Origin of the sequence: Mesorhizobium sp. CCNWLY176 (assembly GCF_037153935.1) — a bacterium.
Lineage (GTDB): Bacteria > Pseudomonadota > Alphaproteobacteria > Rhizobiales > Rhizobiaceae > Mesorhizobium_M > Mesorhizobium_M zhangyense.
In genome coordinates, this window is sequence record NZ_JBBBDZ010000003.1 from 194,176 (window position 1) to 217,522 (window position 23,347).

The following is a 23,347-nucleotide window of genomic DNA, read 5'->3' on the forward strand; positions in this document are numbered from 1 at the left end:
CGCTGATGACTGAAACGAAACCCCTCGTCGGCCCCGTCGTTGCTGCCGCTCATCTTGCCGACGGCGCAATGCCCGCGCTTTCGGAGATGGAATTCGCGCTGACCATCCTGGGCAACGCCTTCCAGCGCTGGATGGCGCGTTGCATGGGTGCTGCCGGACTTCCCGGCCTTGCGCCGCTTGATGTGCTGATCCTGCATGCCACCAATCACCGGGGCCGCGAGAAGACGCTGGCCGACATCTGCATGATGTACAACATCGAAGACACCCATGTGGTGGCCTATGCGCTGAAGAAGCTGGAAGGGCTCGGGCTGATTGAGACCGGGCGGCGCGGCAAGGAAAAGACCGTCAAGGTGACGGAGGAGGGCGCTGCCGCATGTCAGCGCTATCGCGAAGTGCGCGAGGCGCTGCTGGTTTCCAGCGTCAAAGGCCTGAAATTCGATGAGGCCGAGGTAAGCGGCATCGCGGCACTCATGCGCGCATTATCCGGGCAATACGATCAGGCGGCGCGTGGGGCGGCGAGTCTCTAGGCACGGAAAGTCTATTTGACGAAGTGCTGAAGTGTTCCGCCATTTGACGAAATGTTTCGTCGTGTCAGCGTAAGTGACGCAACCCAAACAATAGTTTGCACATTTTGAACACGACCGTCTGATAAATCAGGCGTTGTTTGTGAAGGAGAGATATTATGAAGAAGCTTATTCTTGCGTCAGTTTCCGCCGTCGCGCTTTTCGGTATTGCCGCGTGCAGCGACAGCTCCGACAGCACGACGACGCAGAGCACCACACCGCCCGCCACGACCGAACCGGCAACGCCGCCGGCAGCGGCTCCCGCACCTGATGCGGGCACGGGTACGAGCGGTACGACCACTCCGCCTGCCGCGCCTGCGCAGTAACCAACTGAGTACGCGTAAATCAGAGTAGGGCGGCTCAGGCTGCTGTGAAAGGCCGGGGAAACCCGGCCTTTCCTTTTGTCGCAACCTTCGGATTCTGCCTCGCCAAGAAAGCCGTTTCACCTTAAGAAGCGGCTTATGTCGATTTGGGCCAGCATAGGCGACTTCATCAACCGCGTTTCCGCTTCCGCAGCATCCGGCATCGCCGATGTGGTCGAGGCGGTGCGTACGGTGTTCGAGGGCGATGCCGAACTGCGCCGCCGCGTATCTTTTTCGGTGGCGATGATCGCGCTATCGGCCAAGATGGCGAAAGCCGACGGCGTGGTGACGCAGGACGAAATCCGCGCCTTTCGCGAGATTTTCGAGATTCCGCCGAAGGAAGCGCACAATGTCGCGCGGCTTTACGATCTCGCCAAGCAGGATGTCGCAGGTTTTGAGGTCTATGCCCAGCGCATGGCCGGGCTTTGTGGCTCGGGCCATCAGAACTGCGCAATGCTGGAAGATATCCTCGATGGATTGTTCCACATCGCCAAGTCGGACGGCCTGCTGCATGAGCGCGAGAGCCTGTTTCTGAAGCGCGTTTCGGAGATTTTCCGAATCGAGGAGGCGCATTATCAAACCATCCTGTCGCGGCATCTTGATCTCGTTGATGCCGACCCTTACGTCGTCCTCGGCATCGAGCGCGGAAAGCCTTTCAAGGATGTGCGCAAGCATTATCTCACGCTGGTCGCCAACAACCATCCGGACAAGCTGATCGGCCGTGGTTTGCCCGAGGAGTTTATCAAGATCGCCACGACGCGCGTCGCTGCGATAAACGCCGCCTACGATATGATCGAGCGTGGAGCGCGCGCCGCATGAGCGGATTTCCGCCCGATCATCCCGGCGCCGAGATCCGCGTATCACCGAATTTCACGCCGCGCCGTGGCACCGACCGGCCGGACATGATCATTCTCCACTACACCGGGATGGCGACGGGCGAGGCGGCCGAGGCCTGGCTGTGCGATCCAGCCAGCGAGGTGTCGTCGCATTATCTGGTGCACGAGGATGGTCGCATCGTTCAGATGGTGCGCGAAAGCGATCGCGCCTGGCACGCCGGCAAGAGTTCCTGGCGCGGCGAGACCGATATCAACTCCTGGTCGGTCGGAATCGAGATCGTCAATCCTGGCCACACGCTCGGCTACAAAGCGTTTCCGAAGAGGCAGATTGAGGCGGTTATCGGGCTTTGTGGTGGAATTTTCGGGCGTCACGGCATCGTGCCGGAAAGAATTTTAGCGCATTCTGATGTGGCACCGGGTCGCAAGGTGGACCCCGGCGAAAAATTTCCGTGGCGAATTCTGGCACAGTCAGGCGTTGGTCATTTCGTAGAGCCCGCCCGCACGCGCAAGGGCTTGAGCCTGAAGTCCGGGGATGAGGGTGTTGCTGTCGAGCAGCTGCAATCGATGCTCGCGCTATTTGGCTATGGGATTGAAATCACTGGAATTTTCGACCTTTCGACGGAAATAGTGGTCGCTGCGTTCCAGCGCCACTTTCGCGTCAGCAGGGTAGATGGCGTTGCCGACCCGGCCACCGTTGAAACACTGCGCCGCCTGCTGTCCAAACTGCCGGCCAGTTCCACCTGAAGTATACCGGCGATAGAGCTGGCGTTACAAAGTGTAACCTAAAGTTACTTTGCCGGCCTTCATTGCCGCCAAATCGACCGGCAAACCCATCGCCGTGCAGATGGTGAAGATGTCCCCAAGATAGCTTGCCGTTGAGTAAGGGTTTGCTGCGTGGTTTCTTCACGCGGCCAATAAACAGATTAGGTAATCATGAAGAAACTGACCGTTCTCACGGCAGCTTTTGCTGCCGGCTTGATAGGCTTTGCCGCAAATGCGGAGGCCGCTTCCACAAGAAAAGATGAAAATGTCGTCGTCGTGCCTTCGGTCAAGGGAAAGGCGAACGTCAAGGTCGCGGACGCGAAAGTCTCGAAGCCCGACGTGAAGAAGACTACGAGCGTTAAGAAGACGACTGGCGTGAAGAAGGCCAAGGCTCACAAGAGTGGTTCGAAGGTCAGGCAGGTGGCCATGAAGAGCCGCAAGAGCGGCAAGAAGACCGAGATCGACATGACGCAGACCGCTTCGATCGGCAAGAAGGGCGCGAGCACCCAGAAATACGCCGGCACGCAGTATAGCAGCATCGTTGCCCGTTACGCCGCAACCTATGGCGTGCCGGTGTCGCTCGCCCACGCCGTCATCCGCGTCGAAAGCAATTACAACCCGAATGCGCGCGGCAGCGCCGGCGAAATCGGGCTGATGCAGATCAAGCCCTCGACGGCCCGCATGATGGGCTACAGCGGCGGCACTGCTGGATTGTTCAATCCCGAGACCAACATCAAGTTCGGTATGAAGTATCTGGCCATGGCTCATTCGCTGGGCGGCGGCACGACCTGCGGCACGGTTCTGAAATACAATGCCGGCCATGCCGCCACCCGCATGAACCCGGTTTCGTCGGCCTATTGCAGCAAGGTGAAGCAGCAGCTTGCGATGAACTGAGAGGCCGCCTGCTAACTCTACCCTGACGGTCATCTGACGCGGCAGGGCGAGTTATCAAACGACCTCTGAGCACCCTTGCGGTGGAATGCATGAAGCCTGCTTGAAAAAGCAGGCTTTTTCATTTGCCTTTTCGGGCGCGAACCCCTTTATACGCATTGCCAGCCGGCCGGGCGGCCGCACCAGCGAGAGCCGAAAGGCTGCGGGTGAGGAAAGTCCGGGCTCCATGGAAACACGGTGCCGGATAACGACCGGCGGGGGCGACCCCAGGGAAAGTGCCACAGAAAGCAAACCGCCGCGCTTGCGCGGTAAGGGTGAAAGGGTGGGGTAAGAGCCCACCGCGCGACTGGCAACAGGAGCGGCAAGGTAAACCCCACCGGGAGCAAAACCGAATAGGGATGGTATGAGGGGGAAACCTCTCAGGGCTGTTTCCGGCCCCGCCATCCGGGTAGGTTGCATGAGGCGCATGGCAACATGCGTCCAAGACGAATGGTCGCCACGTTTTTGCGCCGCAAGGCACAAGGGCCATACAAAACCCGGCTTATAGGCCGGCTGGCATTTTAACTTAAACTCTTCCGTTTCAGCGGCTTGCGAGATTTTTTAGGTGCGTCGATTCATCGAGTTCGCGCGATGAATCGGTTTGGCCTGTTCGATGGCGCTTCTTGAATATGGTGCGATTTAATCGTACCATATTGGTCAAAGGAGATGCGCCATGGGACATGTCGACAAGCGCAGCATCACGCTCTCGCCGGAACTCGCGGCGAGTGTCGATGACGCCGTTGCGGCGGGCGAATACGCGTCAGCCAGCGAAGTCATCCGCGATGCACTGCGCCAGTGGAAGGAGCGCCGCGACCTGTTCGGTTATTCGATCGAGGAGTTGCGGGCGCTGATCCAGGAGGGGATCGATAGCGGGCCGGGGGCTGACGGACCGTCCTTCATGAACAATCTCATTTCCAAATATGAGAAGATGGCAGGCGGTGTGAAGTCCTGATGAGCTACCGCCTCGCGCCGGAAGCTATGGCAGATGTTGAGGCGATCAGCGCCTATATCGGCGAGCGGAACCCCACGGCTGCAGTCAAGCTACTCCGGCGTTTCGTAGATCAATGGGAACTTCTTGCAACGCAGCCTTACTCAGGCGCGGGTCGCGAAGACGTCCTGCCGGGCATCCGGCATTTGGTCATGGATGAGTACATAGCGTTTTATCGCGTCCAGGACGGTCATGTGTTGATCCTCCGCGTTCTCCACGGCAAGCGCGATATCACCGCCGACGATCTCGAAGCTTGATCGGTTTCAGCCGCTCACTTTATCCAGCGAAGCCTTGATCGCCATCCAAAGCTCCTCCACCGGCTCGCAACCTATTGCAACGCGGACGAAACCCGGCGGCACGGCATCGCCGCGCTTGTTGCGGCGTTCGGCGGAGGTGTGGACGCTGCCGAAGGATGTGGCCGCCTGCATCAGGGTGCAGCCGTTGATGAAGTCTTCGGCCTGATCCTCCGAATCAAGCACGATGCTGATCAGAAAGCCGAAGCGCTCCATCTGCGCGCTGGCGAGATTGTGGGAAGCGTCGCCCTCAAGCCCCGGAAAGCGCACGAGTTTCACCGCCGGATGTTCCTTCAGGCGTCGCGCTATCACTTCTGCGGACGAGCACATGCGGTCGAACCGCACTTCAAGCGTTTCAAGGCCGCGATGCACCAGCCAGGCATCGAAGGGGCTCGGGATGCTGCCGGCGGTCTGGCGCCAGTCCTTGATGGCCGCGATGATGTCGGCATCGCGGCTGGCGACATGGCCGAACAGGGCATCGGAATGGCCGTTCGGCGCCTTGGTGTCGGCGGCCACGACGATATCCGCGCCGAGATCGAGCGGGCGCTGGCCGTAGGGCGTCATGGTGGTGTTGTCAGCAACGAGGATCGCGCCGGCTGCGTGGACGGCATCGGCGACCGCGGTGATGTCGCAGATATCGAGCGTCGGGTTGGACGGTGTTTCGATGAAGACCAGCCGATAGCCGGAAAACCCGCCGTCGAGGAAGGTCGCGGTGGGCCGGACGTCCAGTTCGACGCCGAGCTTGCCCAGAAACCGGTCAGCAAGAATGCGGGTCGTGTGATAGCCGTCGGCTGGCAGGAGAATGCGGTCGCCGGATTTGAGCAATGCAAAGAATACCGCCGCGATCGCTGCCATGCCGGAGGGGAAGGCGACGCTGGGTGCGTCTTCCAGATGCGTGAGCAACTCCTCGACTGCATCCCAGGTCGGATTGGAAAAGCGGCCATATTGATGAAAGCCGCTCGAATCACCGGGAGCGTGAAACGTCGCCGCCATGGTCAGCGGCAGGGGGATAGGTTCGCCGCGTTCGAGCTTTCCGCCGCGCAGGTGGGCCAGGCTTGCGGCGCGCGACTTGCTGTTTTCGGACATGTTTTTGCTGCGCTTTCCAGAGTTTACGGTTCGTCGCAACGCTATGTCGATCGCTTGGCGCGGGCAAGGTGAGTGGTGCTGGGCCAGACACTTCTAAACGGTTCGTTAGGCTTAATGGACGATAAAGGTGGCAATGCCGTCAAAGCCGCCGAAAGCGGTGGCGTGGCAGTCGTTGTGTAGCCCGTTCCCGTTGACGCCCATATTGGCCCATGCTATCCCATTCGGACAATCAAGACTTCGTTCCAGTCCCGAGTGAAGCGTTCCCCAAGCGAGTAGTCGCGGCGGTCGCGCGGGGCGATCTTTTAGCATTCGAAAGCAGGGATCCGGGTGCGAAGGCGCCGCGTTGCGACAGCGCGGGGGACAAGATGGCAAGCGACGCGACGGGGGCGGCTGTATCAATTGATGGACCGGTTTCTGTCCAATGCGGTGAACAGGATCGATGCCAAGGGCCGGGTCTCGGTTCCTGCGCATTTCCGTTCGGTCGTGCAGAAACGCGGTTACTCGGAACTCTATGCCCTGCGTGCACTGGATATTCCGGCGCTGGATGTCGGCGGGCTCGATCTTCTGGATCGCTACGAGCAGCGCATCGCGCAGGAAGACCCATTCCTTCAAACTGCGGACGACATGTCCTTCTTCTGTCATGGCGACGGGATGTTCCTGAAACTGGATCAGGACGGCCGCATAACGGTCTCGGATTTCATGCGCGAGCACACCGGCATCTCCTCGGAGGTGGTGTTCGTGGGTCGTGGCAATTTCTTCCAGATGTGGGAACCGGAACGCCTGCGCGCCTATGGCGCGGAAGTGCGGGCGCGGCTCTTGAGGCTTCGGCAGGGGGCGGGTGCAAAGCCGGTGGAGGAAGCGGAATGATGACGAGCGATGGAGATGATGATCATGCCGTTGGCGGATCGGCTCCCCACATTCCGGTTCTGCTCGATGAAGTCATCGCGGCACTGGCTCTGAAGGCCGGCGACAGGGTCGTCGATGGCACTTTCGGCGCCGGCGGCTATACAAAGGCAATTCTGGCGCAGGGTGCGAATGTCGTCGCGGTGGATCGCGATCCCGATGCGATTGCCGCCGGGCGGGAGCTGGAAGCGCAATCGGGCGGCCGTCTGCAGCTGGTACATGGGCCGTTTTCGCAGCTCGACGATTATGCGCACGATGTCGACGGCGTCGTGCTCGATATCGGCGTTTCCTCGATGCAACTGGACCAGGCGGAGCGCGGCTTTTCCTTCCGCTTCGACGGCCCGCTCGATATGCGCATGGCGCAGGCAGGCCTCAGCGCTGCGGATGTCGTCAATCGCTTCAAGTCGGGCGATCTCGCCCGCATCTTCGGATTTCTTGGCGAGGAGCGTCACGCCGGCCGCATCGCGCGCATGATCGAGAAGCGCCGCACAGTGCGCTTCTTTGAACGCACGCGCGATCTGGCCGAGGCGATCGCCGATCATGTCGGGCGCAATCCGAAGGACAAGATCCATCCGGCTACGCGCGTTTTTCAAGCGCTGCGCATTTACGTCAATGACGAGCTAGGCGAGTTGGCGCGGGCGTTGTTTGCCGCCGAGCGGGCATTGAAGCCGGGCGGAAGGCTTGTCGTCGTGACCTTTCACTCGCTCGAGGATCGCATCGTCAAGCGCTTCATCGTCAATCGTTCCGGCAGCGCTGCCGGCTCGCGTTACATGCCTGAAACGCAGGTCAAGGTCGCAACGTTTGAAAAATCGGGTGGCGCCGTAGGTCCATCCGAGGCCGAGACCGAAGCAAATCCGCGCGCACGTTCTGCAAAGCTGCGCGCCGCGATCCGCACGGAAGCGCCGGCGCGTTCCGACGATCTTTCGATCTTCGGCCTGCCCAAACTCCCAGAAATCCGGTCCGAAAGGTAAGAAGCAAATGTTCCGCACAAGCGACATCGTTCTCATCGCGGTCATGGTTTCGGCGGCAGCCTTCACCTACAAGACCAAGCATGATGCGGAAAGCCAGCTCGACGCCGCGCGCAAGATCGAGCAGCAGATACGCTTCGAGGAAGACTCCATCGACCTGCTGAAAGCCGACTGGAGCCTGCTGACCCAGCCCGCCCGCCTGCAGAAGCTGTCGGAATTGTACCAGTCCCAGCTTCAGCTTCAGCCGGTGGAAGGTCGTCAGATCGTCAGCCTGGACGATCTGCCGGCGCGTCCCGTCGACATACCGGATTTCTCGACGCAGCGGCTCGGCGGCATGGCCGACAGCGGAACCGACAAGACCGTGACGGGGGCGGTGACTCAATGATGAAGTTTTGGCGCAAGCGCATCTCGAAGGCTGAATCCTCGACAGCGTCGATCGTCGTCGACGGCGCGCGCAAGGCGACAGGCGGACGCTCGAAAAATCGCGTGGTCATGACCATGGCGGTGTTCCTGGGCATATATGCAACCATCGCCGGGCGGCTGGTCTATCTTGGCTTCCAGGATCCGGAAGCTTCGGGTGGCCCCGTCTCGCGCGTCACCGCGTCGCGTCCGGACATTGTCGACCGCAACGGCGAAGTGCTGGCCACGGACATCAAAACTGCTTCACTGTTTGCCGAACCGCGCCGCATCGTCGATGCCGACGAGGTGATCGAGAAGCTCCAGACCGTTTTGCCAGACATCGAGGTCGAGCAGACCTACAACAAGCTGAAAAGCGGCACCGGCTTCGTCTGGCTGAAGCGCCAGCTTTCGCCCAAGCAGCAGAACGACATCATGCAGCTCGGCCTGCCGGGCATCGGCTTCCGCACGGAAAAGCGGCGTTTCTATCCGGGCGGCCCGACGGCTTCGCACATTCTTGGCCTGACCAATATCGACAATCAGGGCATCGCCGGAATGGAGAAATACATTGATGATCAGGGGCTTGCGGATTTGCAGGCCTCGGGCCTGGCGACCGCGAAAGACCTGAAGCCGGTGCGGCTTTCGATCGATCTTCGTGTGCAGCATATCGTGCGCGACGAGGTCTCCCGCGCGATGGAAAAATTTCACGCCATAGCGGCGGGTGCGGTCGTGCTCAACGCCAAGACCGGCGAAGTTCTGGCCATGGCTTCCGTGCCGGACTTCGACCCGAACAATCCCTACAACGCGCTCGACAAGGATCACCTGAACCGCATGTCGGCAGGCACCTATGAGATGGGCTCGACCATCAAGAGCTTCACTACCGCGATGGCGCTGGATTCGGGCAAGGTGACGCTCAACAGCACCTTCGACGCGCGCCGGCCGATCACCATCGGCCGCCAGACGATCCGCGATTTTCATGGCAAGGGCCGCATTCTGACCGTGCCGGAAGTGTTCATCTATTCGTCGAACATCGGCTCGGCCCGCGAGGCTGACGTGGTCGGCATCGAGGGACACCGTGAGTTCCTGAAGCGCATCGGCCTTCTCGACCGCATGAAAACCGAACTTCCGGAAGTGGCGCGCCCGTCCGAGCCGAAAGTCTGGAAGAAGGTGCATTCGATCACCATCGCCTTCGGCCACGGCATGTCGACGACCCCGTTGCAGACGGCTGTCGGCGCCGCTGCACTAATGAATGGCGGCCTGCTGTTCGAGCCGACATTCCTGCCACGCACGCAGGCGCAGGCCGACGCCGTGGCCACGCGGGTGATAAAGGAGAAGACCGGCGAGGATATGCGCTATCTCTACCGTTTGAACGCGACCGCGCCCGGCGGCTCCGGCAAGCGCGCTGCAGTCCCCGGCTATCGCGTCGGCGGCAAGACCGGCACCGCCGAAAAGGTCGTGAACGGCCGTTACTCTTCGACTGTCCGGTTCAACGCTTTCGTCGCGGCCTTTCCGATGGAAGACCCGCAATACATCGTGCTCAGCATTATCGATGAACCGAAGCCCGAAAAGCCTGGCGCAGGCGCGACGGCAGGCTTCAATGCGGCACCTATCGTGTCGAATATCATCAGGCGTTCTGCTTCCTTTCTTGGCGTACAGCCAGATTTCGGCCATGAAACTGAAGCTAAGCTGGTTTCGTACCAATGATTCTCGAGGCGCGCCGGCAAAGCGCGCCATTTGTTTATGACGAACGGACTTCGATGAAGCTGAAAGATCTCGCCGGTATCCTGCCTGTCGAAGGGACATTTCCAGGCGATCTGGAGACGGGCGGCGTTTCTTCGGACTCCCGCACCATAAAACCTGGCGACATCTTCGTGGCGGTAGCCGGTACCAAGGCCGACGGCGCGGTTTATGCGGCGGATGCCGAAAAACGCGGCGCGGCAGTGATTGTCGCCGCCAAGGGCGCGCAGTTGGGTTCGCCGTCGATCCCGGTGCTCTTGGTTGACGATCCTCGGCGCGCGCTGGCGCTGCTTGCAGCGCGTCTGTTCAGCGGCCAGCCGGAAACCATGGTCGCGGTTACCGGCACCAGCGGCAAGACTTCCGTGGCGGCATTCACCCGGCAGATCTGGGAGCGGGCGGGGTTCGCCGCCGCCAGCATCGGCACCACCGGCGTCGTCGCTCCTGGCCGCAACGAATATGGCTCGCTGACGACGCCCGATCCGGTCGAACTGCATCGCCTACTGTCGGAATTGGCCAAGGCCGGCGTGACCCATGCCTCGATGGAAGCTTCCAGCCATGGCCTGGACCAGCGCCGGCTTGATGGCGTCAAGCTTGCCGCCGGCGGCTTCACCAATCTCGGCCGCGACCATATGGATTACCATCCGACGGTCGAGGAATATCATCAGGCAAAGCTTCGCCTGTTCGACACGTTGCTGCCGAAAGGCGCGCCGGCGGTGGTCTTTGCCGACGATCCGTGGTCGCAGCCGACCATCGATGCCGCCGGGGCGGCAGGGCTCGAAGTGCTGACCGTCGGCCGCCATGGCGACTTCTTGAAGCTGAAGCGGGTCGAGCATGAGCGCTATCGCCAGCGTGCGGAGATCGAAGCCGGCGGCATTATTCACGAAATCGACCTGCCGCTGGCCGGCGATTTCCAGATATACAACGCGCTGGTCGCTGCCGGTCTCGCCATTGCTACCGGCACTGACGCCGCAACTGCGCTCGGTGCGCTCGAAAAGCTGAAAGGCGCTCCGGGCAGGCTGGACCTCGTCGGCACCACCGTCGAAGGCGCGCCGATCTATGTCGATTACGCGCATAAGCCCGACGCGCTGGAAAACGTGCTGGCGTCGGTGCGACCCTTCACCACCGGCCGTGTCGTCGTGGTGTTTGGTTGCGGTGGCGACCGCGATCGCGGCAAGCGTCCGATCATGGGCGAGATCGCGACACGTCTCGCCGATGTCACCATCGTCACCGACGACAATCCACGTTCGGAAGTGCCCGAGACGATCCGCGCCGCGATTCTTGCAGCAGCTCCCAAGGCCATCGAAATCGGAGACCGCCGCGCCGCCATTCGCGAGGCGATATCGATGCTTCATGCCGGCGATACGTTGATCGTCGCCGGAAAAGGCCATGAGGAAGGCCAGACCATCGGTTCTGAAACCTTCCCGTTCTCGGATCATGAAGAAGTGCGGCAGGCTCTTCGGGAGCATGCGGTATGAGCTTGCTCTGGACCTCCGATGCGCTGATCGCGGCAATGGACGGTCGCCCGCTCGGGCATATGCCTGACGGCATAACCGGCATTTCCATCGACAGCCGCAGCCTGCAGCCGGGAGAGGCGTTCTTTGCCATCAAGGGCGAGGCCATGGACGGTCATGATTTCGCAACTGCTGCCGTCAAGGCCGGTGCCGGCCTGCTGATTGTTGCGGAAGGCAAGCTGCCGGCACTCGGCCGTCTGACCGCTCCGATGATCGTCGTGCAGGACGTGCTGGTTGCGCTCGAAAAGGCCGGTATCGCAGCGCGCGCCCGGGCAAAGGCAAAGATCATTGCCGTCACCGGTTCGGTCGGCAAGACGAGCACGAAGGAAGCTCTTCGCCACGCGCTTTCGGCGGTGGGCACGGTGCATGCCTCCGCCGCGTCCTTCAACAATCATTGGGGCGTGCCGCTGACGCTCGCCCGTATGCCGGAAGATTGCGATTACGCCATCTTCGAAATCGGCATGAACCATGAAAACGAAATTCGCCCGCTGGTGAAGATGGTGCGGCCGCATATCGCGATCGTCACCGCCATCGCTGCGGCGCATCTCGGTCATTTCAAGAGCCTCGACGATATCGCCAAGGCCAAGGCGGAGATTTTCGAAGGCATCGAGCCGCATGGCACCGCACTCATCAACCGCGACGATGCCCGCTTCAAGCTGCTTGAAAAGCTGGCGCATGCAGCCGGCGTCGAAAATGTCGTCGGTTTCGGCGAGCATGCGCGAGCACAGGTAAAACTCACCAATTTCGTCCTCCATGCCGACCATTCGATCATGACGGCGAAGGTGCTAGGCCAGGAGGTCGCTGCCAAGATCGGCGCGCCGGGCCGTCACATCGTTCAGAACATTCTAGCGGTTCTCGGCGCGGCACAGCTGGCGGGCGCCGATGTTACCAAGGTAGCGCTGGCGCTCGAAGATCTGGTTCCGGAGCGCGGCCGCGGACAACGCCATGTGCTGCGTCATCGCGAGGGGCCGTTCACGCTGATAGACGAGAGCTACAACGCCAATCCGGCATCCATGAAGGCGGCGATGGCTCTGCTGGAGGCGACGCCGGTTTCGGGAGAGGGACGGCGCGTCGCGGTTCTGGGCGATATGCTGGAGCTTGGTCAGCATTCGGCGAAGCTGCACGCGGCGTTGGCCGAACTTGTCACCGAAGGCAAGACCAATCGCGTCTTTCTCGCCGGGCCGGAGATCAAGGCGCTGGCGGAAGTCCTGCCGAGCGATTTTCACACGGAGTACCGGGCAAGCGCGCAGGACCTCAAGCCGGTCCTGATCAAGGCGATCCGTCCGGGCGACGTCATCATGATCAAGTCATCGAAGGGCATCGGGTTTTCGAAACTGGTCGATGCGCTTCTCGAAAAGTTCCCGGCGCAGGCCGGAAGCACTGCAAACAGCTGATCGCGGTCCGGGGAAAGGCCTTAGATGCTTACTTTACTGGTTGATTTTGCGGACCATTTTTCGGCCTTCAACGTCTTTCGCTATATCACGTTCCGTACCGGCGGCGCGCTGATCACCTCGGCGCTGATCGTCTTCATCTTCGGGCCGATGATCATCAATTCTCTGAGGGTCAGGCAGGGCAAGGGCCAGCCGATCCGCGCCGACGGGCCGCAGACCCATTTCAAGAAGGCCGGCACGCCGACCATGGGCGGCCTGATGATCATCTCGGGCATCGTCGGTTCGTCGCTGCTATGGGCCAACATCACCAGCGCCTATGTCTGGATCGTGCTTCTGGTGACGCTGGGCTTCGGCGCGATCGGCTTCTACGACGACTATCTGAAGGTGACGAAGCAATCGCATCTAGGCTTTTCCGGCAAGGCGCGGCTGGCAATCGAATTCGTCATCGCGGCAATCGCCGGCTGGGCGATCATGCATGCGGGGCAGGAGCCATTCTCGTCCTCGCTGACATTCCCCTTCATCAAGGATTTGCTGATCAATCTCGGCTGGTTCTTCATTCCTTTCGCCTGCATCGTGATTGTGGGGGCGGGTAACGCGGTCAATCTCACTGACGGGCTGGACGGGCTGGCCATCGTGCCGATCATGATTGCGGCGGCTTCCTTCGGCGTCATCGCCTATCTCTCCGGTAACGCGGTATTCGCCGAATACCTGCAGATCCATTTCGTGCCCGGTACCGGCGAACTCGCGGTGATCCTCGGCGCAGTCATTGGCGCGGGTCTCGGCTTCCTCTGGTTCAACGCACCGCCGGCCGCAATTTTCATGGGCGACACCGGCTCACTGGCAATGGGCGGGCTCATCGGCACGATTGCGGTGGCGACCAAGCACGAGATCGTGCTGGCCATCATCGGCGGCCTGTTCGTCATGGAGGCGCTGTCGGTGATCATCCAGGTCGGCTTCTTCAAGATGACCGGAAAGCGCGTGTTCCTGATGGCGCCGATCCACCATCATTTCGAGAAGCTTGGCTGGACGGAAAGCCAGGTCGTGATCCGTTTCTGGATCATCGCCGTCATTCTTGCACTGGTCGGCCTGTCGACCCTAAAGTTGCGGTAGAGGGTTTCATGATTCCAGCGCGCTCGTTCGGCGGCAAGCGTGTAGCGCTCTTCGGGCTTGGCGGCTCGGGGATCGCGACGGCGCGCGCGCTTATCGAAGGTGGAGCGGATGTGCTTGCCTGGGACGACAACCCCGAAAGTGTCGCCAACGCTGCCGCCAGCGGAATCAACACCGGCGACCTGCGTCAGGCCGGGTGGGCCGGCTTTTCCTCCTTCGTCCTGTCACCCGGCGTTCCGCTGACGCATCCGAAACCGCACTGGACCGTGGAACTGGCGCGTGGCGCCGGCGTCGAGGTGATAGGCGACATCGAACTGTTCGCACGCGAGCGCATGGCGCGCGCGCCCGATTCGCCCTTCATCGCGATCACCGGCACCAATGGGAAATCGACGACTACGGCACTGACCGCCCATATCATCCAGGCGTCCGGCCGCGATACGCAGATGGGCGGCAATATCGGCCGCGCCGTCATGACGCTCGACCCGCCGAAGAGCGACCGCAACTACGTGGTCGAGTGCTCGTCCTATCAGATCGATCTGGCGCCTTCGATCAACCCGACTGCGGGCATCCTGCTCAATCTGACGCCCGATCATCTCGATCGTCACGGCACGATGCAGCATTATGCTTCGATCAAGGAGCGGCTGGTCGCCGGTAGCGAGACCGCCATAATCGGCGTCGATGACATATATTGCGCCCAGATCGCCGACCGCCTCGAAAAGGCCGGCAAGGACGTCGTGCGCATCTCCAAGCGCTTGCCGCTGACCGACGGCTATTTCGCCGATGGCACCAATCTGATGGAAGCCAAACACGGTCGTTTCAGCCGCATTGGTTTCCTTGAAGGCATCGGCTCGCTGCGTGGGCAGCACAATGCGCAGAACGCGCTGGCGGCGGTCGTCGCCTGCATGAAGATCGGCCTCGATCTTGGCGAGATACAATCCGGCCTTGAAAGCTTTCCGGGCCTTGCCCATCGCATGGAGCAGGTGGCTCGCCGCGACCATGTTCTGTTCATCAACGATTCCAAGGCGACCAATGCCGATGCGGCAGCGCCTGCGCTGTCGAGCTTTTCACGCATCTACTGGATTGCCGGCGGCCTGCAGAAGGAAGGCGGCATCGAGCCGCTGCGCAGCTTCTTTCCGCGCATCGCCAAGGCCTATCTGATCGGCGAGGCGGCCCCCGCCTTTTCCGCGACGCTGGGCGAGGCGGTGCCTTATGAGATTGCCGGGACGCTTGCTTCGGCGGTGGAGCATGCTGCACGCGATGCAGCACTCGACGATGCCAGCGAGGCGGTCGTCCTGTTGTCGCCGGCCTGTGCGAGCTTCGACCAGTTCAAGAATTTCGAAATACGCGGCGCAGCCTTCAAGGAGGCCGTCGGCGCGCTTGAGAGAATAAAGCCCATTGGAGGGACACGCTGATGGCAAGCCGTCTGGACAAAAGCCCGGTCGCAATCTGGTGGCGAACGATCGATCGCTGGTTTCTCGCTGCCTTCCTGTCCTTGATGGGGCTGGGCATCATCCTGTCGTTTGCGGCTAGCCCGGCGGTGGCCGAGCGCATCGGGCTCGGCAGTTTTCACTTCGCCACAAGGCAGATTTTCTTCACGCTGCCGGCACTGGCGGTGATGCTCGCGGTGTCTTTCCTGGAAGCGCGCGAGGTGCGGCGCATGGCGCTGATCATGCTGTGCATCTCGCTGGTGCTGATGGTGGCGGTTCTCTACATCGGCGTTGAGGTTAAGGGCGCGCGGCGCTGGGTGTCTTTTGCCGGCGTCTCGATCCAGCCTTCGGAGTTCCTGAAACCGGCCTTCGTCATCGTCTGTGCCTGGCTTTTCGCCGAGCACGCGCGCCAGCCTGACATTCCGGGCAATCTCTTCGCCATGATCCTGCTCGGCGTCGTCGTGACCCTTTTGGTGGCGCAGCCGGACCTTGGTCAGACCATGCTGGCGCTCGGCACCTGGGGCGTCATGTTCTTCATGGCCGGCATGCCATGGCTGTGGATCGTCGTGCTCGGCGCACTCGGTGCCGGCGGGGCGGTCGCAGCCTATACGATCTTCCCGCACGTCGCCGGCCGTATCGACCGCTTCGTGACCGGCGAGGGCGATACGTTTCAGGTCGACATGGGCCGCGAGGCTGTCATCAATGGCGGCTGGTTCGGCGTCGGGCCGGGCGAGGGCACCGTCAAGCGGATCATCCCGGACAGCCACGCCGACTTCGTCTTTGCGGTTGCCGGTGAAGAATTCGGCATCGTGCTCTGCTTCGCCATCATGTTCCTGTTCGCCTTCATCGTGCTGCGCGGGCTGAACACGGCGCTGAAGGAGCAGGACGATTTCACCCGCTATGCCGTTGCCGGCCTGGTCGTGGTATTCGGTTTCCAGTCGGTCATCAATATGGGCGTCAACCTGCAGCTCATGCCGGCCAAGGGCATGACCTTGCCCTTCATCTCCTATGGCGGTTCCTCGCTGATCGCGATTGCCATCTCCATGGGCATGGTGCTGGCCCTGACGCGAAAACGACCGGAAAAGCGCAAGCAGGTCGGCTTCTCCGGGCTTTCCCAGCACGCCATGCCGGCGGAATGACATGGCGAGGGGGACAATACTTCTTGCCGCCGGTGGTACCGGCGGCCATCTCTTTCCGGCTGAGGCCTTGTCGCATGAACTGAAGGCGCGGGGCTGGGATGTGCATCTTGCCACCGACGACCGCGCGGGACGCTATGCCGGCAATTTTCCGGCCAAGGCTGTTCATCCCATTGCGTCGGCAACGATCGGTTCGCGCAACCCGTTCAAGGTGCTGGCGTCTTTCTGGACGATCTGGCGTGGCTTCAGGCAATCATCGGCACTGATCCGAAGGCTGAAACCGGAAGTGGTTATAGGCTTCGGCGGCTATCCGACCTTGCCGCCGGTCTATGCCGCGACGCGCCGTCGCGTGAGGACGATAATCCACGAGCAGAACGCGGTGATGGGGCGCGCCAATCGCGCGCTGGCGGCAAATGCGACGGCAATAGCCGGCGGCTTCCTGGATGAGGCTGCCAGCAGTTTCGGCGACAAGACCGTCATTACCGGCAATCCCGTCCGCCCGGCCGTGCTGGAAGCTGCGCGCACCGCTTATGCGACTCCGCTTGAGGGCGAGCCTTTCCGCCTGCTGGTTTTCGGCGGCAGCCAGGGCGCGCTGTTCTTTTCCGATGCGGTTCCACCGGCGATCGCGGCTCTTCCCGAGGCTTTGCGCAAGCGGCTGGTCATCACGCAACAGGCCCGTGCCGAGGATGTCGCTCGCGTTACCGCTGCTTATGCCGAGCTCGGCATCGAAGCGAATGTGCTGCCGTTCTTCACCGACATGGCGGCGCGAATGGCGTCGTCGCATCTGGTGATTGCCCGTTCCGGCGCTTCGACGGTTTCCGAGATCGCTGTCATCGGCCGCCCGTCCTTGCTGGTGCCGTTTCCCTATGCGCTCGACCACGATCAGGCTGCGAATGCCGCGACGCTCTCTGCCTTGGGCGGGGCGGAGGTGCACCAGCAGGCGACGCTGACGACCGAAGTCCTCTCCGGTCTGATCGCCGGGCTGATGACGGAGCCTGACCGCCTGGTGGCGATGGCCACGGCTGCGAAGTCAGCCGGCAAACCCGACGCGGTGCGGTTGCTTGCCGACCTCACAGAGGCTATTGCGGCGAGGAAACCGATTGAAGACATAAAAGAAGGGATGCGGCCATGAAGATGCGGCAGACGATCGGCCTTGTGCATTTCATCGGCATTGGCGGCATCGGCATGAGCGGTATTGCCGAGGTGCTGCACAATCTCGGCTACAAGGTGCAGGGCTCGGACCAGTCCGAGAGCGCCAACGTACAACGGCTGCGCGACAAGGGCATCGAGTGTTTTGTCGGCCACAAGGCAGAAAACCTTGGCGATGCCGAAGTGGTCGTCGTTTCGACGGCGATCAAGAAAACCAATCCGGAACTGGTCGCGGCGCGCGAAAAGCTGCTGCCGATCGTTCGCCGCGCCGAGATGCTGGCCGAACTGATGCGCTTCCGGCAATCGGTCGCCATCGGCGGCACGCACGGCAAGACGACGACGACCTCGATGGTCGCCACGCTGCTCGACGCAGGCGGGCTCGATCCGACGGTCATCAATGGCGGCATCATCAACGCCTATGGCACCAATGCCCGCATGGGCGAGGGCGAATGGATGGTGGTGGAGGCCGACGAAAGCGACGGCACCTTCCTGAAGCTGCCGGCCGACATTGCCGTGGTCACCAATATCGATCCGGAGCATCTCGACCACTACGGCTCCTTCGACAAGGTGCGCGAGGCGTTCCGGCAGTTCGTTGAGAACGTCCCGTTCTATGGCTTCGGGGTGATGTGCACCGACCATCCCGAGGTACAGGCGCTGGTGTCGCGCATCGAGGATCGCCGTGTCATCACCTATGGCGAGAACACGCAGGCCGATGTCCGCTTCACGCGCCATCGCATGGACGGTGCGGCCTCCCTGTTCGACGTGGTCATCCGCGACCGCAAGACCGCCGAACAAACAATCATCTCCGACCTGCGCCTGCCGATGCCAGGCCGGCACAATGTTTCCAATGCCACCGCAGCCATCGCCGTTGCCCACGAGCTCGGCCTGACGCCTGAAGACATCAAGAAGGGCCTGTCGTCCTTCGGCGGCGTCAAGCGCCGCTTCACGCCGACGGGAAGCTGGAACGGCGTGCAGATATTCGACGATTACGGCCACCATCCGGTCGAGATCAAGGCAGTGCTGAGGGCAGCGCGGGACGCAACGAGCGGCCGAGTGATTGCGATCGCTCAGCCGCATCGCTTTACACGCCTGCACGACCTGTTCGACGATTTCTCCGCCTGCTTTAACGATGCCGACACGGTGATGGTCGCCCCGGTCTATGCTGCGGGCGAAGACCCCATCGAAGGCGCCAATTCGGAAACGCTGGTTTCGCGCATTCGCGCCGGCGGCCACCGCGACGCACGCCACATCGAAGGTCCTGCAGCCATCGCTCCCATCGTGCGCGAACTTGCAAAGCCGGGTGATTTTGTCATCTTTCTGGGTGCCGGCAATATCACGCAATGGGCTTATGCGTTGCCGAAGGAACTCGGCGGGGATACGGCATGACGAAAGGCGCAGCGCTTCTTGCCAGGCTTGGCGACCGGCTTGCCGGTTTGCGCGGCCGCATCACGCCTGACGCTGAAATGGACAAGATCACCTGGTTCCGCGCCGGTGGACCTGCGGACGCCCTGTTCCAGCCCGCCGACGAAGACGATCTCGCGGCTTTCCTGAAGGCGGTGCCTGAAGATATCCCGCTGACGATCGTCGGCATCGGCTCGAACCTTCTTGTGCGAGAAGGCGGCATAACGGGTTTTGTCGTGCGGCTTTCGGCAAAGGGGTTCGGCGAGGCCGAGGTCATTTCTGAAACACGCATAAAAGCGGGCGCGTCCACGCCTGACAAGCGCGTGGCGGCCGTGGCGCTGGAGGCCGGCATTGGCGGCTTCCATTTCTACCACGGCATCCCCGGGGCGATCGGTGGGGCGTTGCGCATGAATGCCGGCGCCAACGGCGTCGAGACACGTGAGCGTGTCGTCGAGGTTCGCGCGCTCGACCGGCAAGGCAATCTTCACACGCTGTCGAACGAGGAGATGGGCTACGCCTACCGGCACTCCTCGGCAGCCGCGGGCCTGATTTTCACCTCGGCGCTTTTCGAGGGCTACAAGGAGGATCGCGAAACTATCCGCGCTGCGATGGATGCCGTCCAGCATCATCGCGAGACCGTCCAGCCGATCCGCGAGAAGACCGGTGGATCGACCTTCAAGAATCCGGAAGGCACATCGGCCTGGAAGGAGATCGACAAGGCCGGCTGCCGTGGCTTGATGATCGGCGGTGCGCAGATGTCGCCGATGCATTGCAACTTCATGATCAACACCGGCCATGCCACCGGTTACGATCTCGAATATCTCGGCGAGACGGTTCGGGCGCGCGTGCTTGAGAACTCCGGCATTCGCCTGCACTGGGAGATCAAGCGCATCGGCAATTTCAAGCCCGATCACGAGGTGCAGGAATTCCTGGGGCAGCTACTTTAGCAAGGCGTGATTTGCCTGCTCCAAAAACGTGCAGCGTGATCACAATCGACCTAAATTTACATAAATTGAATCAACTCGAATCCTTGGGGCTTGCCACAGAGTCAACTCTCTGATTCTTTGGACAAAAGCGTTTCCTGATTTGAGTCGTTCCCGCGCGTTCGGCGCGTTTCCGTCTGGGGGGTAACCTGCCGGAGTGGGCGGATTCAATTCGGAAAAGGCTTAAGCCGAAGTCGGGTTCGGTGAGGGGATTGCAGAAACTATGACGCCTAAACACGTGGCCGTATTGTTGGGAGGGTTCTCGTCCGAACGGCCCGTTTCCTTGTCTTCCGGAAATTCATGTGCGGATGAACTTGAGGCTGTCGGCTATCGCGTCACGCGGGTCGATGTAGGTCGCGATGTCGGCTCCGTCCTTGCCGAGCTCAAGCCGGATGTCGTCTTCAATGCGCTGCATGGCCCGTTCGGTGAAGACGGCACGATCCAGGGCATTCTGGAATATCTCGCCATTCCCTACACGCATTCCGGCGTGCTTGCTTCCGCGCTTGCCATGAACAAGGAACAGGCCAAGCTGGTGGCTAAGGCTGCCGGCATTCCTGTCGCGGAATCGAAGACGATCGATCGATTTTCGATCGGCAACAAGCACCCGATGAAGCCGCCCTATGTGGTCAAGCCGGTCAGCGAAGGATCGAGCTTCGGCGTCGTGATCGTGAAGGAGGATCAGTCGCATCCGCCGCAGATCATCAGCTCTCCGGAGTGGAAATTCGGCGGCACGGTCATGGTCGAGCGCTATGTGCATGGGCGCGAGCTGACCTGCGCTGTGATGGGTGATGTGGCTCTTGGGGTCTGCGAGATCATCCCGACGGGCCATTCCTTCTACGATTATGATTCAAAATACGTTGCTGGCGGGTCAAAACACGAGGTGCCTGCTAAAATTTCACTAAATATTTACCAAAAAATACAGACACTGGCACTCAAGGCTCACCAAGCAATCGGGTGCCGGGGCGTCTCCCGGTCAGACTTCCGCTATGACGATCGCCATTCCGAAAATGGCGAGCTTATCTGGCTCGAAGTGAATACCCAGCCGGGTATGACGCCGACGTCGCTGGTGCCGGAAATTGCTGCCCAGGCCGGGCATTCGTTCGGCGAGTTGTTGAGTTGGATGGTGGAGGACGCTTCGTGTTCGCGTTGAGGTCGGGGCAGGTGAGAAGGATGGGTTCGGCAAGGCCGGGCCTGTTTGGCATGTCCTTTTCCGTCGACGGCTTCGTGCTGCCGCGCTTGCTGCGCCGTCCAGTGCGGATGCTTGCACGGCTGGGCAAAGGCGACTTCACGCCGCCGCCGTTTTCCGCGACCATCGCCTCGGCGATCTTTCTCTCCGCGAGCGGTCTCTACGGCGCCTATGTCGGCGGCCATATGCCGGCTCTCGTGCAGGGCATCACCGCCCGCAGCGGCTTTGCCGTCGATCAGATCAAGGTTGTCGGCCACCGCGAGACTTCGGAGATCGACGTCCTCGACAAGCTGGAGCTTGACGGCTGGACGTCGCTGATCGGTTTCGATGCCGACCAGGCACGCGAACGCATCGCCAAGCTGCCCTGGGTCGAGGTTGCTTCCGTTCGCAAGATCTATCCCAACACGCTCGAAGTGAAGATCGAGGAGCGCAGGGCCTTTGCCATCTGGCAGCATGGCAGCCAGCTTTCGATCGTCGAGGAGAACGGCAATGTGATCGCGCCGTTCTCGGGCGGCCGCCATGTCGCGTTGCCGCTGGTCGTCGGCTATGGCGCGGCCGAGCGCGCTTCCGGCTTCATCGCCAAGATCAAGCAGTTCCCCGAACTGGCTTCGCGGGTGAAGGGGTATGTCCGGGTTTCCGAACGCCGCTGGGATCTGCGGCTTGAAAACGGCATCACGGTCAAGCTGCCGGAATATGGCGAAGACACCGCACTCGCCGATCTCGTCAAGATGGATCGCGACACCGGCCTGCTGTCCCGCGACATAGCCGGCGTCGACATGCGCCTCTCCGACCGGCTGGTCGTGCAGCTCACGCCCGAGGCGGTCGAGCGGCGCGAAGCTGCGCTCAAAGAGCTTCTGAAATCACCCAAGAGCAAGCTGGAGAAAAGAATATGAGCTTGCTCGGCGGTCCAAAAGACGGCTCTGCCCACCGCTCCGGCATCGTCACCGTGCTCGATGTCGGCTCCAGCAAGGTTTGCTGCGTGGTCGCCAAGCTCAAGCCGGCGCCTGAGAGCCAGTTGCTGCGCGGCCGCACGCACCAGGCCAAGGTCATCGGCATCGGCCATCAGAAGTCGCAGGGCGTGAAGTCCGGCGTGGTCGTCGATCTGGATCGTGCCGAGCATGCTGTGCGGCTGGCGGTCGACGCTGCCGAGCGCATGGCCGGGCTGACGGTCGACTCGCTCATCGTCAACCTCACCGCCGGCCGTCTGAAGAGCGAAACCTTTTCGGCGACGATCAATCTCGGCGGTCACGAGGCTTCGGCCGGCGACATCAAGCGCGTTCTCGCAGCCGGCGCCAAGCAGGCGCTGAAGGCCGAACGCGAAGTCGTTCATTCGCTGCCGGTCGCGTTTTCGCTCGATGCCGAACGCGGCGTACGCGATCCGCGCGGCATGGTCGGCGACACGCTCGGCGTCGACATGCATGTGTTGACTGGCGATTCCGCGCCCTTGCGCAATCTGGAGCTTTGCATCAACCGCTCGCACCTTTCGGTCGAGCGCATGGTCGCCACGCCCTATGCGAGCGGGCTCGCAGCGCTGGTCGATGACGAGCTCGAAATGGGTGCGGCCTGCATCGACATGGGCGGCGGCACGACCACCATTTCGCTCTTCGCCGACGGCAAGTTCGTCTACGCCGACGCCATTCCGGTCGGTGGCAGCCATGTCACCATGGATATGGCGAAGGGCCTTTCGACGCGGCTTGACGATGCCGAGCGGCTGAAGGTGATGCATGGTTCGGCGCTGCCCGGTAGCGCTGACGACCGCGATCTGGTCACCGTTCAGCCGATCGGCGCCGACGACACCGAAGTGCCGCTTCAGGTGCCGCGTTCGGTGATGACGCGCATCATCCGCGCCCGCATCGAAGAGACGCTGGAAATACTGCGCGACCGTCTGAACAAATCAGGTTACGGCAATGCCGCCGGCAAGCGAGTCGTGCTGACGGGCGGCGCAAGCCAGCTTGCGGGCCTGCCGGAAGCTGCGCGCCGCATTCTGGGCCGCAACGTACGAATCGGCCGGCCGCTCGGCGTGGCCGGGTTGCCGGAGGCGGCAAAAGGACCGGCGTTCGCAACGGCGGTGGGCCTTCTGATCTACCCGCAGGTGGCGGGCTTCGAGATCAATAAGACGAGTGGGATTTCTGGACTACGCATGACCGGGACGGGCGGAAAACTGCATCGCATGAGTCAGTGGTTGAGAGACAGTTTCTAGAGTTTGACGGGGATTGCCCCATAACGGCCGCG

The 23,347-nt window shown here is 61.6% G+C and carries 23 protein-coding genes and 1 other RNA gene; 23 read left to right on the plus strand and 1 reads right to left on the minus strand.

Annotated features, from left to right (window positions below; genetic code table 11):
* Positions 1–5: 5 nt before the first annotated feature.
* From WBQ96_RS06525 to WBQ96_RS06560, 8 genes are all read left to right on the plus strand, one after another.
* Positions 6–527, plus strand: a complete 522-nt coding sequence (locus WBQ96_RS06525) for a winged helix DNA-binding protein (RefSeq protein WP_336548520.1) — start codon at positions 6–8, stop codon at positions 525–527.
* 155 nt (positions 528–682) lie between these two features.
* Positions 683–889, plus strand: a complete 207-nt coding sequence (locus tag WBQ96_RS06530; protein WP_165116138.1) for a hypothetical protein — start codon at positions 683–685, stop codon at positions 887–889.
* A gap of 135 nt (positions 890–1,024) precedes the next feature.
* Complete coding sequence (locus WBQ96_RS06535; protein ID WP_336548522.1) at positions 1,025–1,744, plus strand: DnaJ family molecular chaperone; 720 nt, start codon at positions 1,025–1,027, stop codon at positions 1,742–1,744.
* Entirely contained in the window at positions 1,741–2,505 is a 765-nt protein-coding gene (locus WBQ96_RS06540; protein ID WP_336548524.1) for an N-acetylmuramoyl-L-alanine amidase, read from the plus strand. The genes WBQ96_RS06535 and WBQ96_RS06540 overlap by 4 nt, the downstream gene beginning before the upstream one ends.
* 189 nt (positions 2,506–2,694) lie before the next feature.
* Positions 2,695–3,417 carry a transglycosylase SLT domain-containing protein gene (locus tag WBQ96_RS06545; RefSeq protein ID WP_336548526.1) on the plus strand — a complete coding sequence of 241 codons (723 nt, stop codon included), beginning with the start codon at positions 2,695–2,697 and terminating at the stop codon, positions 3,415–3,417.
* Positions 3,418–3,575: 158 nt separating this feature from the next.
* Positions 3,576–3,974: RNase P RNA component class A (gene rnpB / locus WBQ96_RS06550), an RNA gene on the plus strand.
* Positions 3,975–4,126: 152 nt separating this feature from the next.
* Positions 4,127–4,405 (plus strand): type II toxin-antitoxin system ParD family antitoxin, encoded by a 279-nt coding sequence (locus WBQ96_RS06555; protein ID WP_336548528.1) that lies wholly within the window; start codon positions 4,127–4,129, stop codon positions 4,403–4,405.
* Complete coding sequence (locus tag WBQ96_RS06560) at positions 4,405–4,698, plus strand: type II toxin-antitoxin system RelE/ParE family toxin (protein WP_336548530.1); 294 nt, start codon at positions 4,405–4,407, stop codon at positions 4,696–4,698. Before WBQ96_RS06555 ends, WBQ96_RS06560 begins: the two co-directional genes overlap by 1 nt.
* A 6-nt stretch (positions 4,699–4,704) precedes the next feature.
* Here WBQ96_RS06560 and WBQ96_RS06565 read toward each other — a convergent pair whose 3' ends face one another.
* Positions 4,705–5,820 carry a cystathionine gamma-lyase gene (locus tag WBQ96_RS06565; protein ID WP_336548531.1) on the minus strand — a complete coding sequence of 372 codons (1,116 nt, stop codon included), beginning with the start codon at positions 5,818–5,820 and terminating at the stop codon, positions 4,705–4,707.
* Between the two features lie 402 nt (positions 5,821–6,222).
* Here WBQ96_RS06565 and mraZ point away from each other — a divergent pair, with 402 nt between their 5' ends.
* The 15 genes from mraZ to ftsA all read left to right on the plus strand — a co-directional run bounded on the left by mraZ (position 6,223) and on the right by ftsA (position 23,315).
* Positions 6,223–6,687, plus strand: a complete 465-nt coding sequence (gene mraZ, locus WBQ96_RS06570; protein ID WP_336548533.1) for a division/cell wall cluster transcriptional repressor MraZ — start codon at positions 6,223–6,225, stop codon at positions 6,685–6,687.
* Positions 6,684–7,694: a 16S rRNA (cytosine(1402)-N(4))-methyltransferase RsmH gene (rsmH, locus tag WBQ96_RS06575; RefSeq protein WP_336548535.1), complete on the plus strand. Its 1,011-nt coding sequence runs from the start codon at positions 6,684–6,686 to the stop codon at positions 7,692–7,694. Before mraZ ends, rsmH begins: the two co-directional genes overlap by 4 nt.
* 7 nt (positions 7,695–7,701) lie before the next feature.
* Positions 7,702–8,076, plus strand: a complete 375-nt coding sequence (gene ftsL / locus WBQ96_RS06580) for a cell division protein FtsL (protein WP_336548537.1) — start codon at positions 7,702–7,704, stop codon at positions 8,074–8,076.
* Positions 8,073–9,791 (plus strand): peptidoglycan D,D-transpeptidase FtsI family protein, encoded by a 1,719-nt coding sequence (locus WBQ96_RS06585; protein WP_336548539.1) that lies wholly within the window; start codon positions 8,073–8,075, stop codon positions 9,789–9,791. Before ftsL ends, WBQ96_RS06585 begins: the two co-directional genes overlap by 4 nt.
* A gap of 53 nt (positions 9,792–9,844) precedes the next feature.
* Positions 9,845–11,299 carry a UDP-N-acetylmuramoyl-L-alanyl-D-glutamate--2,6-diaminopimelate ligase gene (locus tag WBQ96_RS06590; protein ID WP_336548541.1) on the plus strand — a complete coding sequence of 485 codons (1,455 nt, stop codon included), beginning with the start codon at positions 9,845–9,847 and terminating at the stop codon, positions 11,297–11,299.
* On the plus strand, positions 11,296–12,729 hold the full coding sequence (locus WBQ96_RS06595; RefSeq protein ID WP_336548543.1) for a UDP-N-acetylmuramoylalanyl-D-glutamyl-2,6-diaminopimelate--D-alanyl-D-alanine ligase: 1,434 nt from the start codon (positions 11,296–11,298) through the stop codon (positions 12,727–12,729). Before WBQ96_RS06590 ends, WBQ96_RS06595 begins: the two co-directional genes overlap by 4 nt.
* A 24-nt stretch (positions 12,730–12,753) precedes the next feature.
* Positions 12,754–13,836, plus strand: a complete 1,083-nt coding sequence (mraY, locus tag WBQ96_RS06600; protein ID WP_165116112.1) for a phospho-N-acetylmuramoyl-pentapeptide-transferase — start codon at positions 12,754–12,756, stop codon at positions 13,834–13,836.
* Between the two features lie 8 nt (positions 13,837–13,844).
* Positions 13,845–15,245, plus strand: coding sequence for a UDP-N-acetylmuramoyl-L-alanine--D-glutamate ligase (gene murD, locus WBQ96_RS06605; protein ID WP_336548547.1), 1,401 nt, complete (start codon positions 13,845–13,847; stop codon positions 15,243–15,245).
* Complete coding sequence (gene ftsW, locus WBQ96_RS06610) at positions 15,245–16,399, plus strand: putative lipid II flippase FtsW (protein WP_165116108.1); 1,155 nt, start codon at positions 15,245–15,247, stop codon at positions 16,397–16,399. The genes murD and ftsW overlap by 1 nt, the downstream gene beginning before the upstream one ends.
* Position 16,400: 1 nt before the next feature.
* Positions 16,401–17,528 (plus strand): undecaprenyldiphospho-muramoylpentapeptide beta-N-acetylglucosaminyltransferase, encoded by a 1,128-nt coding sequence (gene murG, locus WBQ96_RS06615; protein WP_336548550.1) that lies wholly within the window; start codon positions 16,401–16,403, stop codon positions 17,526–17,528.
* Complete coding sequence (gene murC / locus WBQ96_RS06620; protein ID WP_336548552.1) at positions 17,525–18,931, plus strand: UDP-N-acetylmuramate--L-alanine ligase; 1,407 nt, start codon at positions 17,525–17,527, stop codon at positions 18,929–18,931. Before murG ends, murC begins: the two co-directional genes overlap by 4 nt.
* Complete coding sequence (murB, locus tag WBQ96_RS06625; protein WP_165116102.1) at positions 18,928–19,893, plus strand: UDP-N-acetylmuramate dehydrogenase; 966 nt, start codon at positions 18,928–18,930, stop codon at positions 19,891–19,893. The genes murC and murB overlap by 4 nt, the downstream gene beginning before the upstream one ends.
* Positions 19,894–20,152: 259 nt before the next feature.
* A complete protein-coding gene (locus tag WBQ96_RS06630) occupies positions 20,153–21,079 on the plus strand; it encodes a D-alanine--D-alanine ligase (protein WP_336548555.1) in 927 nt (308 codons plus the stop codon).
* Positions 21,067–22,008, plus strand: coding sequence for a cell division protein FtsQ/DivIB (locus tag WBQ96_RS06635; RefSeq protein ID WP_336548557.1), 942 nt, complete (start codon positions 21,067–21,069; stop codon positions 22,006–22,008). Before WBQ96_RS06630 ends, WBQ96_RS06635 begins: the two co-directional genes overlap by 13 nt.
* Positions 22,005–23,315 carry a cell division protein FtsA gene (gene ftsA / locus WBQ96_RS06640; protein ID WP_165116096.1) on the plus strand — a complete coding sequence of 437 codons (1,311 nt, stop codon included), beginning with the start codon at positions 22,005–22,007 and terminating at the stop codon, positions 23,313–23,315. The genes WBQ96_RS06635 and ftsA overlap by 4 nt, the downstream gene beginning before the upstream one ends.
* Positions 23,316–23,347: the final 32 nt, after the last annotated feature.

Bases quoted from the DNA above. Each gene is read 5' to 3' on its own strand.
- WBQ96_RS06530 (WP_165116138.1), top strand. From the start codon at position 683: ATGAAGAAGCTTATTCTTGCGTCAGTTTCCGCCGTCGCGCTTTTCGGT.
- rsmH (WP_336548535.1), top strand. From the start codon at position 6,684: ATGATGACGAGCGATGGAGATGATGATCATGCCGTTGGCGGATCGGCT.
- mraY (WP_165116112.1), top strand. From the start codon at position 12,754: ATGCTTACTTTACTGGTTGATTTTGCGGACCATTTTTCGGCCTTCAAC.
- mraZ (WP_336548533.1), top strand. From the start codon at position 6,223: ATGGACCGGTTTCTGTCCAATGCGGTGAACAGGATCGATGCCAAGGGC.
- WBQ96_RS06555 (WP_336548528.1), top strand. From the start codon at position 4,127: ATGGGACATGTCGACAAGCGCAGCATCACGCTCTCGCCGGAACTCGCG.
- ftsW (WP_165116108.1), top strand. From the start codon at position 15,245: ATGGCAAGCCGTCTGGACAAAAGCCCGGTCGCAATCTGGTGGCGAACG.
- WBQ96_RS06630 (WP_336548555.1), top strand. From the start codon at position 20,153: ATGACGCCTAAACACGTGGCCGTATTGTTGGGAGGGTTCTCGTCCGAA.
- WBQ96_RS06565 (WP_336548531.1), bottom strand. From the start codon at position 5,820: ATGTCCGAAAACAGCAAGTCGCGCGCCGCAAGCCTGGCCCACCTGCGC.
- WBQ96_RS06525 (WP_336548520.1), top strand. From the start codon at position 6: ATGACTGAAACGAAACCCCTCGTCGGCCCCGTCGTTGCTGCCGCTCAT.
- ftsA (WP_165116096.1), top strand. From the start codon at position 22,005: ATGAGCTTGCTCGGCGGTCCAAAAGACGGCTCTGCCCACCGCTCCGGC.
- WBQ96_RS06560 (WP_336548530.1), top strand. From the start codon at position 4,405: ATGAGCTACCGCCTCGCGCCGGAAGCTATGGCAGATGTTGAGGCGATC.
- murD (WP_336548547.1), top strand. From the start codon at position 13,845: ATGATTCCAGCGCGCTCGTTCGGCGGCAAGCGTGTAGCGCTCTTCGGG.
- WBQ96_RS06535 (WP_336548522.1), top strand. From the start codon at position 1,025: ATGTCGATTTGGGCCAGCATAGGCGACTTCATCAACCGCGTTTCCGCT.
- WBQ96_RS06585 (WP_336548539.1), top strand. From the start codon at position 8,073: ATGATGAAGTTTTGGCGCAAGCGCATCTCGAAGGCTGAATCCTCGACA.
- murC (WP_336548552.1), top strand. From the start codon at position 17,525: ATGAAGATGCGGCAGACGATCGGCCTTGTGCATTTCATCGGCATTGGC.
- WBQ96_RS06590 (WP_336548541.1), top strand. From the start codon at position 9,845: ATGAAGCTGAAAGATCTCGCCGGTATCCTGCCTGTCGAAGGGACATTT.
- ftsL (WP_336548537.1), top strand. From the start codon at position 7,702: ATGTTCCGCACAAGCGACATCGTTCTCATCGCGGTCATGGTTTCGGCG.
- WBQ96_RS06540 (WP_336548524.1), top strand. From the start codon at position 1,741: ATGAGCGGATTTCCGCCCGATCATCCCGGCGCCGAGATCCGCGTATCA.
- WBQ96_RS06595 (WP_336548543.1), top strand. From the start codon at position 11,296: ATGAGCTTGCTCTGGACCTCCGATGCGCTGATCGCGGCAATGGACGGT.
- murG (WP_336548550.1), top strand. From the start codon at position 16,401: ATGGCGAGGGGGACAATACTTCTTGCCGCCGGTGGTACCGGCGGCCAT.
- WBQ96_RS06545 (WP_336548526.1), top strand. From the start codon at position 2,695: ATGAAGAAACTGACCGTTCTCACGGCAGCTTTTGCTGCCGGCTTGATA.
- murB (WP_165116102.1), top strand. From the start codon at position 18,928: ATGACGAAAGGCGCAGCGCTTCTTGCCAGGCTTGGCGACCGGCTTGCC.